Origin of the sequence: Catenuloplanes nepalensis, from assembly GCF_030811575.1 — a bacterium.
Classification (GTDB): Bacteria; Actinomycetota; Actinomycetes; order Mycobacteriales; family Micromonosporaceae; genus Catenuloplanes; species Catenuloplanes nepalensis.
In genome coordinates this window covers 8,107,708-8,121,760 of record NZ_JAUSRA010000001.1, presented here as the reverse complement: position 1 = coordinate 8,121,760, position 14,053 = coordinate 8,107,708, and the positions used below count along the sequence as shown (strand labels likewise).

The following is a 14,053-nucleotide window of genomic DNA, read 5'->3' as shown; positions in this document are numbered from 1 at the left end:
GTGCCGGCGGGTCCGGTGCCGGCGGGTCCGGCGGGGAGGTGGCGCGGCCGAAGCCGGCGCGCGGTGTCGCCTCCGTCCCGCAGAAGGCGCGATCACCGCAGCCGCCGCTCGCACCGCCGCCGTCGCCGCACGAGCCGTTCGAGCCGATGCTCTCCGGCATGGAGGAGGTCGGCACCGGGCTGCTGGACCGGCTGGACGCGATGCAGCGGGTGGCCGCGTCCGCGCCGTCCGGGCCGCTGCTGATCGTGGCCGGCCCGGGCACCGGTAAGACGCGCACGCTGACGCACCGGATCGCCTACCTCTGCGCGGAGCTGAACGTCTTCCCGGAGCAGTGCCTGGCGATCACGTTCACCCGGCGCGCGGCCGAGGAGATGCGCGAGCGCCTGGACGGGCTGCTCGGCCCGGTCGCCGAGGACGTCACGGTCGCCACGTTCCACTCACTCGGCCTGCAGATCCTCCGGGAGAACGCGACCGCGGCCGGGCTGCCGGAGGACTTCCGGATCGCGGACGACGCGGAGCGCACCGCCGCACGGGCCGAGGCCGGTGAGGACGACGCCGCGTACGTGAAGCTGCTCCGCGCGGACAGCCTGGTCGACCTGGACGAGCTGGTCACGCTGCCGGTCGCGCTGCTGTCCGAGTCGAAGGCACTGGTCGAGGAGTACCGCGCGCGCTGGCGGTGGATCTTCGTCGACGAGTACCAGGACGTGGACGCGGTGCAGTACGACCTGCTGCGCCTGCTCAGCCCCGCGGACGGCAACCTGTGCGCGATCGGCGACCCGGACCAGTCGATCTACTCGTTCCGGGGCGCGGACGTGGGCTACTTCCTGCGGTTCGCGCAGGACTTCACGGACGCCCGGACGGTCCGGCTGACCCGCAACTACCGCTCGTCCGCGCCGATCCTGGCCGCGGCCGTGCAGGCGATCGCGCCGGCCTCGCTGGTCCGCGGCCGGCGGCTCGACCCGGCTCGGCTCGACCCGGAGGCGCCGCTGGTCGGCCGGCTCGCGGCCGGATCCGCGGGCGACGAGGCCGAGTTCGTCGCGCGGACCGTGGACGAGCTGGTCGGCGGCGTGTCGCACCGGTCGATGGACGCGGGCCGCGCGGACGGCCGCACCTCGAACGTCTCGTTCTCCGACATCGCGGTGCTCTACCGCACGGACGCGCAGTCCGGGCCGATCCTGGACGCGCTGAACCGGGCCGGCATCCCGGTGCAGAAGCGCTCGCACAACCGGCTGCGGGACCGGGCCGGCGTCTCCGCGATCGCCCGTGAGCTGCGGCATCAGGACGGGCTCGGCGGTTCGGTCGCGGCCCGGGTGCGACTGACCGGCCAGGTGCTGGCCGAGCGGTTCGCGACGCCGACACTGCTCGGTGAGAGCGCCGCCGTGGATCCGGCCGACATCTGGACCGCGGTGGACGTACTGACGCCGCTGGCCCTGCGCTGCGGCGACGACCTGCAGCGCTTCCTCGGCGAGATCGCGATGGGCGCGGAGGTGGACACGCTGGACCCGCGCGCGGAGGCCGTCACGCTGCTCACGCTGCACGCGGCGAAGGGCCTGGAATTCCCGGTCGTGTTCCTGGTCGGCTGCGAGGACGGGCTGCTGCCGATGCGGTTCCCCGGCGGGAAGCCGTCCTCGGACGACATCGACGAGGAGCGGCGGCTGTTCTTCGTGGGCCTGACCCGCGCGCAGGACCGGCTCTACGTCAGCCACGCGGCGCGACGCTTCCGGTACGGTGCGGAGCGAGACAGCGCGCCGACACCGTTCCTGTCCGACATCGACACTGGCCTCTTCGAGCGGCTCGGCGCGGCCGAACCACGCAAACCCAAGGACCGCCAGCTACGACTGCTCTGACCCTCCGGCCGATCTTGGGTGGCCGAACGGCAGCGGTGTCGGCTAGCCGACCCCCATTCCGCCGCGGAACGACCAGACTCCGCCCATGGCCGTCACCGTTGTCTCCGCGTCCGGCGCCACGCTGACCCGGGTGGGGATCGCGGCGGCGTTCGAGGGCGCGCCGGACCTGCGGCTGGTCGGCGCGGCCGCGTCCGGCGCGGAGGCGCTGGCACTGCTCGGCGCGCAGCGGCCGGACGTGGTGCTGCTCGACCTGGACCTGACCGACGGCAACGGGCTGACCTGGGGCACCGAGGTCCGGCGCAGCCATCCCGCGCTGGGCATAGTGCTGCTGGCCGCGCGCGACGACGACCTGCTGCTGCGCGCGCTGGAGGCGGGGATCTCCGCGTTCCTGCCGCGGACCGAGGAACTCGGCGCGATACTGGCCGCGGTCCGGCACGCGGCGGCCGCGCCGGGCTCGTTCACCGCGCCGGACCTGGCCGGGGCGCTGAGCCGGCGGCGGCACTCGGCCACCGTGGTCAGCCCGCGCGAGCGTGAGGTGCTCAACCTGCTGCGGGACGGGCTGACCGTGCCGCAGATCGCGGCGGCGCTCAAGCTGAGCGAGTCGACGGTGAAGACGTACCTGGCCCGGATCTACGACAAGCTGGGTGTGACCGGCCGGGACCAGGCCGTCATCGCGGCCGCCGACCGCGGCCTGCTGACCGGCTAGCTGCCGCCGCCACCGCCGCCGCCGTCACCACCACCACTACCGCCGCCGTCACCGCCGCTGTTGACGGCGCCGAGCATCGCGGCCGTGGTGCCGGCCGACAGGCCGCGCCGGCGGTTCAACACGACGTCGTTCTGTTCGTGCTTCTTCTGGCTGCGGCGACGCCAGGCGAACAGGGCCACCAGCACAGCGATCACTACCGCACCGACTATGTAGGTCTCCATGTGATCAATTGTCGACCGCCGGCCGAGGCAGCACATCTCACGAAAGACATACACCGCCCTTACTCCCGGCCGTCTCGCCCGTCTCGCCCGTCTCGCCCGTCTCGCCGTCTCGCCCGTCTCGCCACAGCGAGCCCTTCGGCCTGCGACGGATGCGCCGGCTACCGGGTCCATCAAGATCCCAAGCGTGCCGGTGATCGCCTCCAGCAGTCGGCCATCAGGACTACCGACCTTTCAGCGTCAGGGCCGCCGCCGGTCGCCCTGCGGCTCGCAACGCCGCCGATAGCATGAAATATCGGGCGCGCGGCGCCCGATCACACCGGCCCGCACGCAAGCCGGCCCGCATCGCAAAGTCGGCCCGAGCAAGCCGGCCCGCAAGTCGGCCCGCACGCAGTCGGCCCGCAACGCAAGCCGAACCGCGGCCGGGCCTGCGGTGTGCGGCGAGTCGCGTGGGTTTGGCCGGCCGTCCGTGGGACGTGCAGGGAGGAGCGCCAGCGACGACCGTTGCCCGCGGGAGCACGCCCAGAGTGGCCACGCCGGAAGCGGGAGATCACGCTCTTCGGTCTACTGGTTGGTGAAGGTGTCGATCATCCGGAGGACGCCCGGGCCCAGGATGACCACGAAGAGCGCGGGGAACAGGCAGAAGACCAGCGGGAAGAGGATTTTGATCGGGACTTTGCGGGCGCGTTCCTCCGCGCGCTGGCGGCGCTTGACGCGCATCTCGCGGGACTGTTCGCGCAGCACCGACGCGACCGGGATGCCCAGCTCGGTGGCCTGGACGATCGACATCATGGCGTTGCGCAGCTCCGGGATGGTGGTGCGGGCGGCGAGTGAGCGCAGCGCCTCCGATCGCCGCTTGCCCATCTGCATCTCCTGCAGCGCGCGGGCCAGCTCGCCGCTGAGCGGGCCGTCGATCCCGGCCGCGACCTGCATCAACGCGGCGTCGAAGCCGAGGCCGGCCTCGACGCAGAGGGTGAGCATGTCGAGCGTGTCCGGCAGCGTGTCCAGCAGTTGTTCCTGCCGGCGCTGCGCCGCGTTGAGCACCAGCAGGCAGGGGCCCCACCAGCCGATCAGGCCGCCGGCCAGCACGCTCAGGATCAGCGTGCTGATCGGCGAGAAGCCGCGGGCCGTGACGAGGCCGAGACCCAGCAGAGCGCCCGCGGGTACGCCGACGACGATGCCCCAGCCCTGCGCTTCGAGGATCCGGGCGGGCGGCCACGACGGCGGGTTCCCGGCGTGGTCCAGCGTGCGCTGCAGCCAGGCCGCGGCCGAGTCCGGGGTGAGGCGGCTGGCCAGCAGCGTGACCGCACGGCGGAGCACGGGCCGGCCGGCCGGTCCGGCGGAGAGCGCGGTACGGCGGCCCTGCGCGGCGCCGGGTGCGTAGACCGCGTTGATGTCGGCGAGCGCGCGGGCCAGGCCACGGCGGTCGGCGCCGCCGAGGACGACCGTCAGAAGCAGGATGAGCAGCGCCGCGAAGATGACGGTGAGCCCGGCGCCGAGCACGATCACGTCCACGTCAGACCTCGACCTTGACGACGCGGGTGAGCCAGAATCCGCCGAGCACGACCAGCACGACGCCGGCGATGAGCATGAGGACGCCGCGCGGGTCGGTGAAGAGCGGCGCGACGTACTCCCGGCGGCTGAGGAACATGAACGCGCCGAGCACGATCGGCAGCGCGAGCAGCACCCAGGCGGAGAGCCGGCCCTCGGCGGAGAGCGCGCGCACGTGACCGCGGAGCAGCTCGCGCTCGCGGATGGTGGTGATCGTGTTGCTGAGCACCTCGGCCAGGTTGCCGCCGACCTCGCGCTGCACCCGTATCGCGATCACGGTCCAGGCCAGGTCCTTGTTGCCCATCCGCTGCGCGACGCGGTCCAGCGCCTCTTCCAGTTCCATGCCGAGCCGGGCCTCCGCGAGCGCGCGGCTGAACTCGCCGGCCAGCGGGTCGACGGATTCGCGGACCATCGCGTCGAACGCCTGCTGGAGTGAGAAGCCGGACTTGAGCGAGCCGATCACCATCTGGATCGCGTCCGGGAGCGCGGCCGCGAAGCGCTCGTCGCGGCGGTTCGCCAGGTGCCGCTGGAACAGCTCGGTGGCGAGCACGCCGAGGGCCGCGCCGAGCGGGAAGCCGAGCGGCCCGATCAGCAGCGTGAGCACCACCGCGAGGCCGAGCGCGACGCCGATCCGGGTCAGCAGCCACTCGCTCGGGCGCAGCTTCAGGCCGGCCCGGTCGAGCTGGCGCCCGATCCGCTCCTCCCAGCCCCGGTTGCGGACGACCTGCTCGGCGGCGGAGACCGCGACCCGGGCGAACGGCGATGCCGGCCGGGAGGCGGCGGGGGACCGGCCGTCGCGGACCGCGGACGCGAACTCCTCCACCTGGGCCATCCGGCGGCGGCGCTCCACCAGGCCGAACATGGGCGAGAAGATGAGCAGGAAGATCGCCAGCAGCGCCAGGAACACCAGCGCCGCCATCACGACCCGGAACGTGGGCGTGCCCGTCTCAAGCATCGCGATCACCACCTTCGGCCGCGAGTTCGCTCACTGCAGCACGTCCTGCAGACCCACGTTGCGCGGTGAGGCGTCGACGCCGGAGTCGGCGAGCTTCTCCAGGAACTGTGGCCGGGTGCCGGTCGGGCGCAGTTCGCCCTGGTACCGGCCGTACGCGTCGGTGCCGGACCGGAAGTCGAACAGGAAGATGTCCTGCGTCAGGATCACGTCGCCGTCCAGGCCGAGCACCTCGGTCACGTGGGTGATCCGCCGGGTGCCGTCGCGCAGCCGGCTGAGGTGGACGATCACGTCGACCGCGGACGCGATCTGCTCACGGATCGCGCGGACCGGCAGGTCCATGCCGGCCATCAGCACCATGGTCTCCAGGCGGGACAGCGAGTCGCGCGGCGAGTTCGCGTGCACGGTGGTGAGCGAGCCGTCGTGACCGGTGTTCATCGCCTGGAGCATGTCGAGCGCGGCGCCGTCACGGACCTCGCCGACCACGATCCGGTCCGGGCGCATGCGGAGCGCGTTGCGGACCAGGTCGCGGATGGTGACCTCGCCGCGGCCCTCGATGTTCGGCGGGCGGTACTCCATGCGCACCACGTGGTCCTGGGCCAGCCGCAGCTCGGCCGCGTCCTCGATAGTGATGATCCGCTCGTGTGGCGGCAGCATCTGGGAGAGCACATTGAGCAGCGTGGTCTTGCCGGTGCCGGTGCCGCCGGTGATCAGCACGTCGAGCCGGCCCTGGATGCAGGCGGACAGCAGCGACGCCACCGACGGGTTCAGCGTGCCGAAGGCGATCAGGTCCTCCACGCCGTACGGATTGGCGGCGAATTTTCGGATCGTCATCGCGGCGCCGTCCAGCGTGACCGGCGGGATGACCGCGTTGACGCGGCTGCCGTCGGGGAGCCGGGCGTCGACCATCGGGCTGGACTCGTCCACCCGCCGGCCGACCCGGGACACGATCTTGTCGATGACCCGGCGCAGGTGCCACTCGTCCAGGAACGCGGTCTCCACGGACTGGATGCGGCCGAACCGCTCCACGTAGATCCGATCCCAGGAGTTGACCATGATCTCGGTGATGTCCGGGTCGCGGAGCAGCGGCTCGATCGGGCCGTGGCCGACGATCTCGTCGATCACCTGCCGGAACGCCACGCCCCGGTCGCCCGCGGTGAGCTGGTCCTCCTTGGCGAGCAGGCCGGGCAGCGCCTCGCGGACGCGGCGCTCCAGGTCCTCCTCGTCCGCGCCGGCCTCGTACATCTGCGGCCCGAGCTGTTCCAGCAGCGCACCGTGCGCCCGGCGGCGGACCTCGGCCAGCGGGTCGTACGCCCGGCGCACGTTGCGCCGCCCGAACGCGCCGGTGCCCGAGGTGGACACGGACGCGCCGCTGAACGGGAAGTTCGCGCTCGGCACCGCGGTCACCGGGATCGCGGTCGCCGGGTACGGCGAGTCCTCGTTCAGCGCCAGCACCTCGGCCGCGGAGAAGCCACTGCCGGTGCGCGGGATCTCGTCGGGACGCCGCGCGTGATTCCGATTCTGCTGATCGGTCATGCCGCCTCCTCCGCTTCGCTCCCCCGCCGGCATGACTTCTTTCGACTGAGCACCGTGATGCCCTCGCTTCGCTCGATCATGAAAAGTCACCTTTTTCCGCGGCGGGACAGCATGGACTTCAGGCCCTTGGGGGTGGAGGCGCCGGCCCCGATCCGGTGCCCGGCCAGGTCGCGGATCGCCTCGCTGACCGGGTGCGCGGGCGAGTCGAGCACGATCGGCACGCCCCGGTTGATGGAGATGGAGACGTCGCGACTCGCCGGGATCTGCGTGGTGAGCGGGATCCGCAGCACGCGCTCGATGTCGGCCGGCGTCACGCCCAGCCGCGCGTCCGCCCGGTTCAGGATCACCAGCCGGTTCTCCTTGCGGTAGTCGAGCACGTCGAACGTGTCGAGCAGGATCCGGAGGTTCTTGATCGCGGTCACCGCGGGCGTCGCGACCAGCAGATACTGGTGGGAGGAGTCGAGCGCGGCCAGCACGTGGTCGTTGAAGACCGGCGGGCTGTCCACCACCACGTAGTCGTACATGCCGCGGGTCAGGTAGAGGATCTCGGTGACCAGGTCCCGGCTGATCTGCTCCGCGATCGTCGGGACCACCGGCGCGAGCAGCACGTCCACGCCGGGGCAGTAGTTGGTGACCATGGTGCGCAGGCCGGTCTCGTCGATCCGGTCCGCGACCGGCACCGCGTCCGCGATGGTCCGCTCCGGTGACAGCTGCAGCATCAGTGCCACGTCGCCGAGCGTCAGGTCCAGGTCGATCAGGCAGACCCGCTTGTCGCCGCCGCCGGCCAGCGCCACCGCCAGGTTCGCGGCCAGCATGGTCTTGCCGCAGCCGCCCTTGGCCGCGTAGACCGTGATCACCTTGCCGTCCACCGCGTCGCCGCGCTCCGACGTCTTCGCGTGCAGGCCGCCGTGCATGCGGCGGGACAGGTCCTGCGACCGGGCGCAGGCGGCGAGGATGTTCGCCGGGTCGTTGACGTCAGCGACCTCGCGCACGCCGGAACGGATCGCCTCGGCCAGCACGTTCACTTCCAGCTGGTGGCGCAGCAGCACCACGCCGAGCGACGGGCGGGCAAGGCGCTGCCGGGCGGCCAGGCCGACCGCTTCGGGCAGCGGCGTGTTCGGGCCCATCAGCACGAGCTGCTCGTCCGGGTCCTCGTTGAGCAGCGCGTAGACGTCGTCGAGGCTGAGGGCGGTGCGCACGTCACCACCGACCAGCATGCCGAAGTGCTGGGCGGCCTGGCGGGACGGCTCGTACAGAATGGTCATCGCGACCTCACCCGAACACGTTGTTGTCGTCGACCCCGACGCCGGCCTTCACGTCGGACTCGTCGGTGAGCAGCGCGAGATAGATCGCGCCGGCGTTCGCCGCCGTAATGATCTTCGCGGCGTCCACCGTGGACGCCGCGACCGTGACCAGCGTGGTCGGCTCCGCGTCCGGCTCGCCCTCCTGCGGCGTGATCGTGGTCTCACCGGTGCCGTACTCGCCGATCGCGATCACCTCGATCCGGGGCAGCAGCACCGCGGTGCCGCGCACGCCCTCGCCGCCGATCGCCTTGCTGCCGTTCGCGGTCGCGGTGTACGACGCGAACAGCGCCACGTGCGCGCCCGGCCGCACATAGCCGGCCACCTGCTGCGCCATCGACGCCTCGAAGCTGACCGCCACCTTGTCGCTCGGGATGGCCAGGCCGCTGGAGGTCTCGGTCGCGTTCGCGAACATGCTGCGCAGCAACAGCTGGCCCGGCAGCAGCGTGGACGTGACCAGCTGTTTCTCCAGCTCGGGTGTGATCGAGGTGACCGCGCCCTCGGGCAGGCTGGACGCGGGCATGCGGGTGGCGACCGCGAGCTGCCGGTCGCGGATCACGGTGCCGGTGGTGCCGGTCGCGATGCGCTGCTGGGCGACCAGTACCTCGATGGCGCTGACGCCGTCGACCGCCCGGTCGTCGGCCCGGTTCACGTAGTACAGCACCGCCGCGGTGCCGAGCACGGCCAGGACGATCGCCAGGAAGACGGCGAGGATGCGACGAGACATGAAGGACGGGTCCGTTTCTTGATCGTCAGCCGGTGATGCGGATCGAGGAAGGGCCGGCCGCGCCGCCACCGGCCGGGTCGTCGGTGAAGTAGCCGAACAGGCAGGAGGCCGCGAAGGTCGGGCAGCGGGACTGTCCGGTCAGCGTCGACGCCTTGTTCCACCGGTCGTCGGGGCGCGGGCGGGGCGGCTCCCGGTCCGGCCACCCGGCCCGGTACCACCCGGTGATCACGAAGCTGCGAACGCTGTCGATGCGCGCACCTCCGGAGGGGACCGGCCGGTAGACCGCGACCGGAACCGGGGTCCTGGCTTTCATCAGCTCGTTCAGCAGCGCGAAGCAGCCCGGCGGTTTCGGGCCCCGGCGGCCCTCGCCCCAGAACGCGTTCGCGTCACCGTCGCCGTCCCGAAGCTCGCGGACCTCGCCCGTGGTGAACGTGGTCCGGGCGCACCGCGTGGGGTCGTCGCCGAGCACGTCACCGCCGAAGCCGTCCGTCGCGTCGCTGGGACGCGGCGAGCCGGACCTCCGGCAGTGACCGAACATCGGCGACCCCGCGTCCGTCTCCCGGAACGGCAGTCTGACCTCCGCGGCCCGCCTCGCCCGGTGGCGGCCGCGTTCCGGTGCGCGTTGCGGGCCGTAGGTGTCGAGCGCCTGCTGCACCCGGCAGTCCGACATGACGACCGGAAGCGCGCCGGGCACCGTGCTGCTCACCTGCCAGGAGGCGCGCGCGCACGCGCCGACCGTGACGCCGTCCGTGCCGGTGACCGCGCCCGCGAAGGCCGGCGGCAGCGCGGTGCTGCCACCGGAACGCAGGGTCTGCACCCGCACCTCGAGGTACTCATCGGTGCCGGACGCGCTGCCGAGGCAGCCGGTCAGGTTGGACGGCGGCGGGACGGGGCACGGCTGGATCGACAGCGGCACGCCGAGGTTCACGCTGCCGCACACCGCGCTGACCTCGACCGCCTCGTTCTTCACGTTCTCCCGGGCGTACCGGAGGCCCTCGAACTCGATGTCGGTGGGATTGCACTCCGGCAGCCGCAGTGCGCAGACGTTCGCCACCGCGATGGCGGCCGCGTCCGCGGCGGACTGCAGCTGCGCCCGCTCCGCGTAGATCAGGCCGACGTCGACGGTCATCGCGCCGAGGGCGGCGACCGTGCCGCTGGCGAACAGCGTGGCGACGAGGACGGCGATCGCGCCGCGGTCCCTCCGGCGCGATCGCCGTCCGGTCAGGCGCGGCACGGCAGGACCGCCCGGGCGTTCAGCCGGATGTAGCCGTCGTCGCCCACGGTGAGGTGGGCGAACACGGTGATCGGCGTGATGAACTCGAAGCCGTAATCCACCTCGTACATCGCCCGGTGTGTGCCGGCGACGGTGCAGTCCCCGGTGGGGACGCCGGTCCAGGACCCCGCATCGAGGGTCGAGGACCGGGCGGTGTCCATCACCGTGCCGGCGACGGCGCCGGCCGCGTTGTCGTCGACGAGCGCGAGCGCACGGGCGCCCTCACGGGCCGCCTCGGTGACCTTGATCTGCGCGTTCAGCATCCGGCCGAAGTCGATCATCGCGAACACGACCATCAGCAGCAACGGCAGCACGAGCGCGGTCTCCACCGCGGCGGCACCCCGATCGGCGCGGCGTCGCCTCCCCCTGAACCGCATGTCTGCCTCTCCGTCTCGTTCGGCCGGCCGGGCGCCACGGCCCGCACCGGGCGGGCCGTGGCGGCGGCGCGTTCAGCAGGTGGCCGCGTCCACGTCGATGGCGTTGCAGGTGTCGTTGAACAGCTGGGTCAGCACGTCCTCAAGGGCGAACACGACCACTGCCAGCACGGCCGCGACGCCCGCGATGATCAGCGCGTACTCGACCGCGGTCGCGCCACGGTCCCGGCGGCGTGGCTCGGCCATGCGTGCGGCGATGAACACCGCCACTCGTGCGTAGAGGTTCAGCATCTTCTCCCCTTGCGTCTTCGGATCGGGCCTGTCGTGGCGCGCCGGCAGGGCGGTGCCGGGCACGCCGCGGGGCGAGCCGGAGATCGGCTCGGATGTGCTGTGGTGGCCGTGGTCCGGCCGAGGTACGACTCTGCCTGCCACAGTCACCATCACTAGTCAGGCGACCGGCCCGATGGAATAGACAGCGTGGAGGCCGGATGTCGCCGGGATGACATCCGGCACCGACAGAGGATCCACCGTTCGGCCCACGTCAAACCGAGCGAATGAGACATATGGACGCTCATGGATGGGAGAAATTCCCGTTTTGCGACACGCGGCACCCGCTCGTACCGGTGATGTCGGATAACCGATAGGCGGTGGACGATTTTTCACCCTGCGGACTATCGACACTGGCCGATCATGCGAGGGTCCTGACCAGGTGGATCTTCGATCAGCCGAACAGCGGCAGCCCGTGTCGCGCGATCACGACCGCGACCAGCGTGCCCGCCAGCAGCGCGGGGCCGAGCGGCAGATCCGTGCCACGGCCGGCCCGGCCGGTGACCAGCAGCACCAGCGCGACCGGGCCGTTCAGCAGGTGCGGCACGAGCAGGCCGAGCACCACGGCCGGCCAGCCGAGCCAGCCGAGCATCAGGCCGAGCACCGCGGAGAGCTTCACATCGCCGAAGCCCAGGTTCGCGCCCGGGATCAGCGCGATCACCAGGTACACGGCGAAGAGCACGAGCGCGCCGAGCAGCGCGCGCAGCAGCGGGGCGAAGGACCAGTCGAGCAGCGAGATCAGCACGAGTACGCCGCCGCCGAGCACGGCCGCGGCGCCGACCAGCGGATCCGGCAGCCGCAGCACGGCCAGGTCGACGAACGCGAGCAGCACGCCGATCGCGGCGACCGCGAGGTATCCGGGCAGGACCGGGTCGAGGCCGAACGCCCAGCCCAGCGCGCCGAGCGTGACCGCACCGACCAGCGTGGTCAGCCACGGGCGCGGTCCGAGACGGCGCCCGCAGCCCGGGCAGGAGACACGCACCCGTACCCACGAATCGGTTTTGTGTCCGCAGTTCTCGCAGGCGGATCGGGGTGGCTCGCCGTATTCGACGGAGAGCCGCCAGGCCACCCGCGGAGTCAGAATCCCGACGAGTGCGCCGAGCACGGCCGTGATGACGACGAGTGAGACGGACACCGCGCTGATCGTAGCCCGCCTGATCACGACACGGGTTGCCGACACTGGCACACTTCCGGGAGGTGGGGGAGGGGCATGCCCCGGCTACGGTGGCTGAGGTCGCCGGGCCGGCGGCCCGACCCGCAGGCAGCTGACGTAAGAAGCTCGGTAGGAGGCAGTGCCATGTCGAACTACGGACCGCCCGGCGGGCCGTATCCCGGACGCGGCCGGGACCCCCAGGAGGAGCCGTACACCGAGCCGTCCGACCCGTGGGGCGACTGGGGCCGGGACGACAACGCCGGTGGAGGCTACGCCCAGGGTCCCGATTATCCCCAGGGTTCCGACTACCCCCAGGGTGGATACGACCAGCAGGGATACGGGCAGCAGCACGGCTACGGCAACGGTGGCTACGACGTCACCGGCACCGGCTACGCGCAGCGTCCGGCCGAGGCCGCGCCCGGTGGTTGGGCACCGTCGCCGCCCGCGCAACCGGGCCCGCCCGTTCCGCAGCCGGCGCCTCCGGCGCGCAAGGGCGGCAGCGGCATGCTGATCCTGGTCGCGGTCCTGGTGCTACTCGTGCTGGCCGGCGGCGGCACCGCGTTCTACCTGCTGACGCAGACGGGCGACGACACGAACACCACGGCCACCGGCGACCCGACGCCGCAGCCGGTCGACTCCGGCTCGCCGGCGCCGTCCGCCGGTGGCGAGGCCTCGCCGAACCCCTCGGCGTCGGCACCCCTGGTCAGCGACGCGCGCGACGTCAAGAAGGGCGAGTGCGTCCAGAACGTCGGGGACGGCGCCAAGCCGGTGATGAAGATCGCCGACTGTGACGAGAAGAGCGTGTACGAGGTGCTCGCGCGCTTCGACTCACCGGCCACCGGTGAGGACGACGCGAAAAAGAAGTGCGAGGCCGTCGAGGGGTACACAAACTGGTACTTCTTCAACAGTCAGCTTGATTCCCTTGACTTCGTCCTTTGCCTGAAGCAGCGGTAGGGTCCCGAGCAGCGGGGGGACCTTGGTGAGGCTTCCTCGGTGCGCCACAGAAAAACCTAGGAGAGCCGATGTCTAGCTACGGACCACCCCCCGGTCCCGGCCAGCACCCGGAGTACGACCCGAACAACCCGAGCGGGCAGTACCCACCGCCGTATGGGCAGCCGTCCTACGGCACGCCGCCGCAGGGTGCGCAGGGCGACATACCCCCGCCCCCGCCGTACCCGACCTCCGGCGGGCCGAGCTTCACCCCGCCGCCGGTCTCCGGCCAGCCCGGCTACGGCACGCCCGTCTCCGGCCAGCCCGGCTACGGCACGCCTGGTTACGGTCAGCCCGGCTACGGCGCGCCCGTCTCCGGCCAGCCCGGCTACGGCACGCCCGGCTACGGCACGCCCGGTTACGGCGAGGCACCGCCGCCTCCGCCGTTCGGCACCGACCCTTATGCGGCGCCGTACGCGGACCCGAACATGCAGCAGCCCCCGGTGTCCGGCTACGGCGCGCCGCTGCCCCCGCCCGGCCCGCAGATGCAGGGCGGCTGGGGTGCTCCGCCGCCGCAGAAGAGCAACACCGGCAAGGTCGTCGGCATCATCGTCGGTGCGGTCGCGGTCTTCGCGCTGCTGATCTGCGGCGGTGTCTACTTCGCGGCGGTGCGCACCGGTGAGGCGATCGACGACGTGATCGCGAGCGTGCCGACCACGCCCCCGACACTGCCGGCGACCGAGGACCCGTTCCCGACGCCCTCCGCCGACGACAACACCGACGAGGACGCGGAGAACGTCCAGGTCGGCGACTGCATCGTCAACGACGGCACGGACGAGAAGGCCTCGATCCGCAAGGTGCCCTGCGCCAAGGACACCATGGAGGTCCTGATCCGGATCCCGTTCACGGACGACGGCGAGAAGGCGTGCGAGGACATCGAGGGCGCCGACTCGTGGTACATGTACACGTCGTCCACGGTCGGTGGCGTCGGCGACTACGTGCTCTGCCTGAAGACGCTGACCGAGACGCCGCGTACCTCCTGACGGCTCCCTCTAAGGCCGTCTAGCGATATTGCTAGACGGCCTTAGTCATGCCCAGACGCCGTATCGAGACATCTATCGGGGTCTAGCTTCAGCCCTAGACACCCCGATACGGTGC

General features: G+C 71.8%; 13 protein-coding genes and 2 pseudogenes. 5 read left to right on the top strand and 10 right to left on the bottom strand.

The window, feature by feature from the left end; genetic code table 11:
• Positions 1-41: 41 nt before the first annotated feature.
• Positions 42-1,847: pseudogene (locus J2S43_RS42350) on the top strand (ATP-dependent helicase); the annotation flags it as partial.
• 85 nt (positions 1,848-1,932) lie between these two features.
• Complete coding sequence (locus J2S43_RS35160; RefSeq protein ID WP_306836533.1) at positions 1,933-2,553, top strand: response regulator transcription factor; 621 nt, start codon at positions 1,933-1,935, stop codon at positions 2,551-2,553.
• Here the strand turns inward: J2S43_RS35160 and J2S43_RS35155 are convergent.
• The 10 genes from J2S43_RS35155 to J2S43_RS35110 form a co-directional block, all read right to left on the bottom strand.
• Positions 2,550-2,774 carry a hypothetical protein gene (locus J2S43_RS35155; protein ID WP_306836531.1) on the bottom strand — a complete coding sequence of 75 codons (225 nt, stop codon included), beginning with the start codon at positions 2,772-2,774 and terminating at the stop codon, positions 2,550-2,552. The genes J2S43_RS35160 and J2S43_RS35155 overlap by 4 nt on opposite strands.
• Positions 2,775-3,335: 561 nt before the next feature.
• Complete coding sequence (locus J2S43_RS35150) at positions 3,336-4,286, bottom strand: type II secretion system F family protein (protein ID WP_306836529.1); 951 nt, start codon at positions 4,284-4,286, stop codon at positions 3,336-3,338.
• 1 nt (position 4,287) lies between these two features.
• Positions 4,288-5,277 carry a type II secretion system F family protein gene (locus J2S43_RS35145; RefSeq protein WP_306836528.1) on the bottom strand — a complete coding sequence of 330 codons (990 nt, stop codon included), beginning with the start codon at positions 5,275-5,277 and terminating at the stop codon, positions 4,288-4,290.
• A 30-nt stretch (positions 5,278-5,307) separates the two neighbouring features.
• Positions 5,308-6,810 (bottom strand): TadA family conjugal transfer-associated ATPase, encoded by a 1,503-nt coding sequence (locus J2S43_RS35140; RefSeq protein ID WP_306836526.1) that lies wholly within the window; start codon positions 6,808-6,810, stop codon positions 5,308-5,310.
• An 86-nt stretch (positions 6,811-6,896) separates the two neighbouring features.
• Positions 6,897-8,075: a CpaE/TadZ family protein gene (locus J2S43_RS35135; RefSeq protein WP_306836525.1), complete on the bottom strand. Its 1,179-nt coding sequence runs from the start codon at positions 8,073-8,075 to the stop codon at positions 6,897-6,899.
• 7 nt (positions 8,076-8,082) lie between these two features.
• Positions 8,083-8,838 carry a Flp pilus assembly protein CpaB gene (gene cpaB, locus J2S43_RS35130; RefSeq protein WP_306836523.1) on the bottom strand — a complete coding sequence of 252 codons (756 nt, stop codon included), beginning with the start codon at positions 8,836-8,838 and terminating at the stop codon, positions 8,083-8,085.
• Between the two features lie 25 nt (positions 8,839-8,863).
• Entirely contained in the window at positions 8,864-10,072 is a 1,209-nt protein-coding gene (locus J2S43_RS35125; RefSeq protein ID WP_306836521.1) for a pilus assembly protein TadG-related protein, read from the bottom strand.
• The gene (locus tag J2S43_RS35120) at positions 10,060-10,488 is read right to left on the bottom strand and encodes a TadE/TadG family type IV pilus assembly protein (protein ID WP_306836519.1); all 429 of its coding nucleotides are present in this window, start codon (positions 10,486-10,488) and stop codon (positions 10,060-10,062) included. The genes J2S43_RS35125 and J2S43_RS35120 overlap by 13 nt, the downstream gene beginning before the upstream one ends.
• 72 nt (positions 10,489-10,560) lie before the next feature.
• Entirely contained in the window at positions 10,561-10,776 is a 216-nt protein-coding gene (locus J2S43_RS35115) for a Flp family type IVb pilin (protein WP_306836517.1), read from the bottom strand.
• A 430-nt stretch (positions 10,777-11,206) separates the two neighbouring features.
• Positions 11,207-11,947, bottom strand: a complete 741-nt coding sequence (locus J2S43_RS35110) for a prepilin peptidase (protein ID WP_306836515.1) — start codon at positions 11,945-11,947, stop codon at positions 11,207-11,209.
• Positions 11,948-12,109: 162 nt separating this feature from the next.
• Between J2S43_RS35110 and J2S43_RS35105 the strand changes: the two genes are divergently transcribed.
• The 3 genes and pseudogenes from J2S43_RS35105 (at position 12,110) to J2S43_RS42460 (ending at position 13,938) form a co-directional block, all read left to right on the top strand.
• Positions 12,110-12,919: an LppU/SCO3897 family protein gene (locus J2S43_RS35105; protein ID WP_306836513.1), complete on the top strand. Its 810-nt coding sequence runs from the start codon at positions 12,110-12,112 to the stop codon at positions 12,917-12,919.
• Between the two features lie 340 nt (positions 12,920-13,259).
• Positions 13,260-13,577 (top strand): annotated as a pseudogene (locus J2S43_RS42345) (hypothetical protein); the annotation flags it as partial.
• Entirely contained in the window at positions 13,564-13,938 is a 375-nt protein-coding gene (locus J2S43_RS42460) for an LppU/SCO3897 family protein (RefSeq protein ID WP_442320076.1), read from the top strand. The pseudogene J2S43_RS42345 and the gene J2S43_RS42460, both read left to right, overlap by 14 nt.
• Positions 13,939-14,053 lie beyond the last annotated feature (115 nt).

Coding starts and splice junctions, on each gene's coding strand:
- cpaB (WP_306836523.1), bottom strand. CDS start 8,838: ATGTCTCGTCGCATCCTCGCCGTCTTCCTGGCGATCGTCCTGGCCGTG.
- J2S43_RS35140 (WP_306836526.1), bottom strand. CDS start 6,810: ATGACCGATCAGCAGAATCGGAATCACGCGCGGCGTCCCGACGAGATC.
- J2S43_RS35120 (WP_306836519.1), bottom strand. CDS start 10,488: ATGCGGTTCAGGGGGAGGCGACGCCGCGCCGATCGGGGTGCCGCCGCG.
- J2S43_RS35135 (WP_306836525.1), bottom strand. CDS start 8,075: ATGACCATTCTGTACGAGCCGTCCCGCCAGGCCGCCCAGCACTTCGGC.
- J2S43_RS35145 (WP_306836528.1), bottom strand. CDS start 5,277: ATGCTTGAGACGGGCACGCCCACGTTCCGGGTCGTGATGGCGGCGCTG.
- J2S43_RS35115 (WP_306836517.1), bottom strand. CDS start 10,776: ATGCTGAACCTCTACGCACGAGTGGCGGTGTTCATCGCCGCACGCATG.
- J2S43_RS35160 (WP_306836533.1), top strand. CDS start 1,933: ATGGCCGTCACCGTTGTCTCCGCGTCCGGCGCCACGCTGACCCGGGTG.
- J2S43_RS35155 (WP_306836531.1), bottom strand. CDS start 2,774: ATGGAGACCTACATAGTCGGTGCGGTAGTGATCGCTGTGCTGGTGGCC.
- J2S43_RS35105 (WP_306836513.1), top strand. CDS start 12,110: ATGTCGAACTACGGACCGCCCGGCGGGCCGTATCCCGGACGCGGCCGG.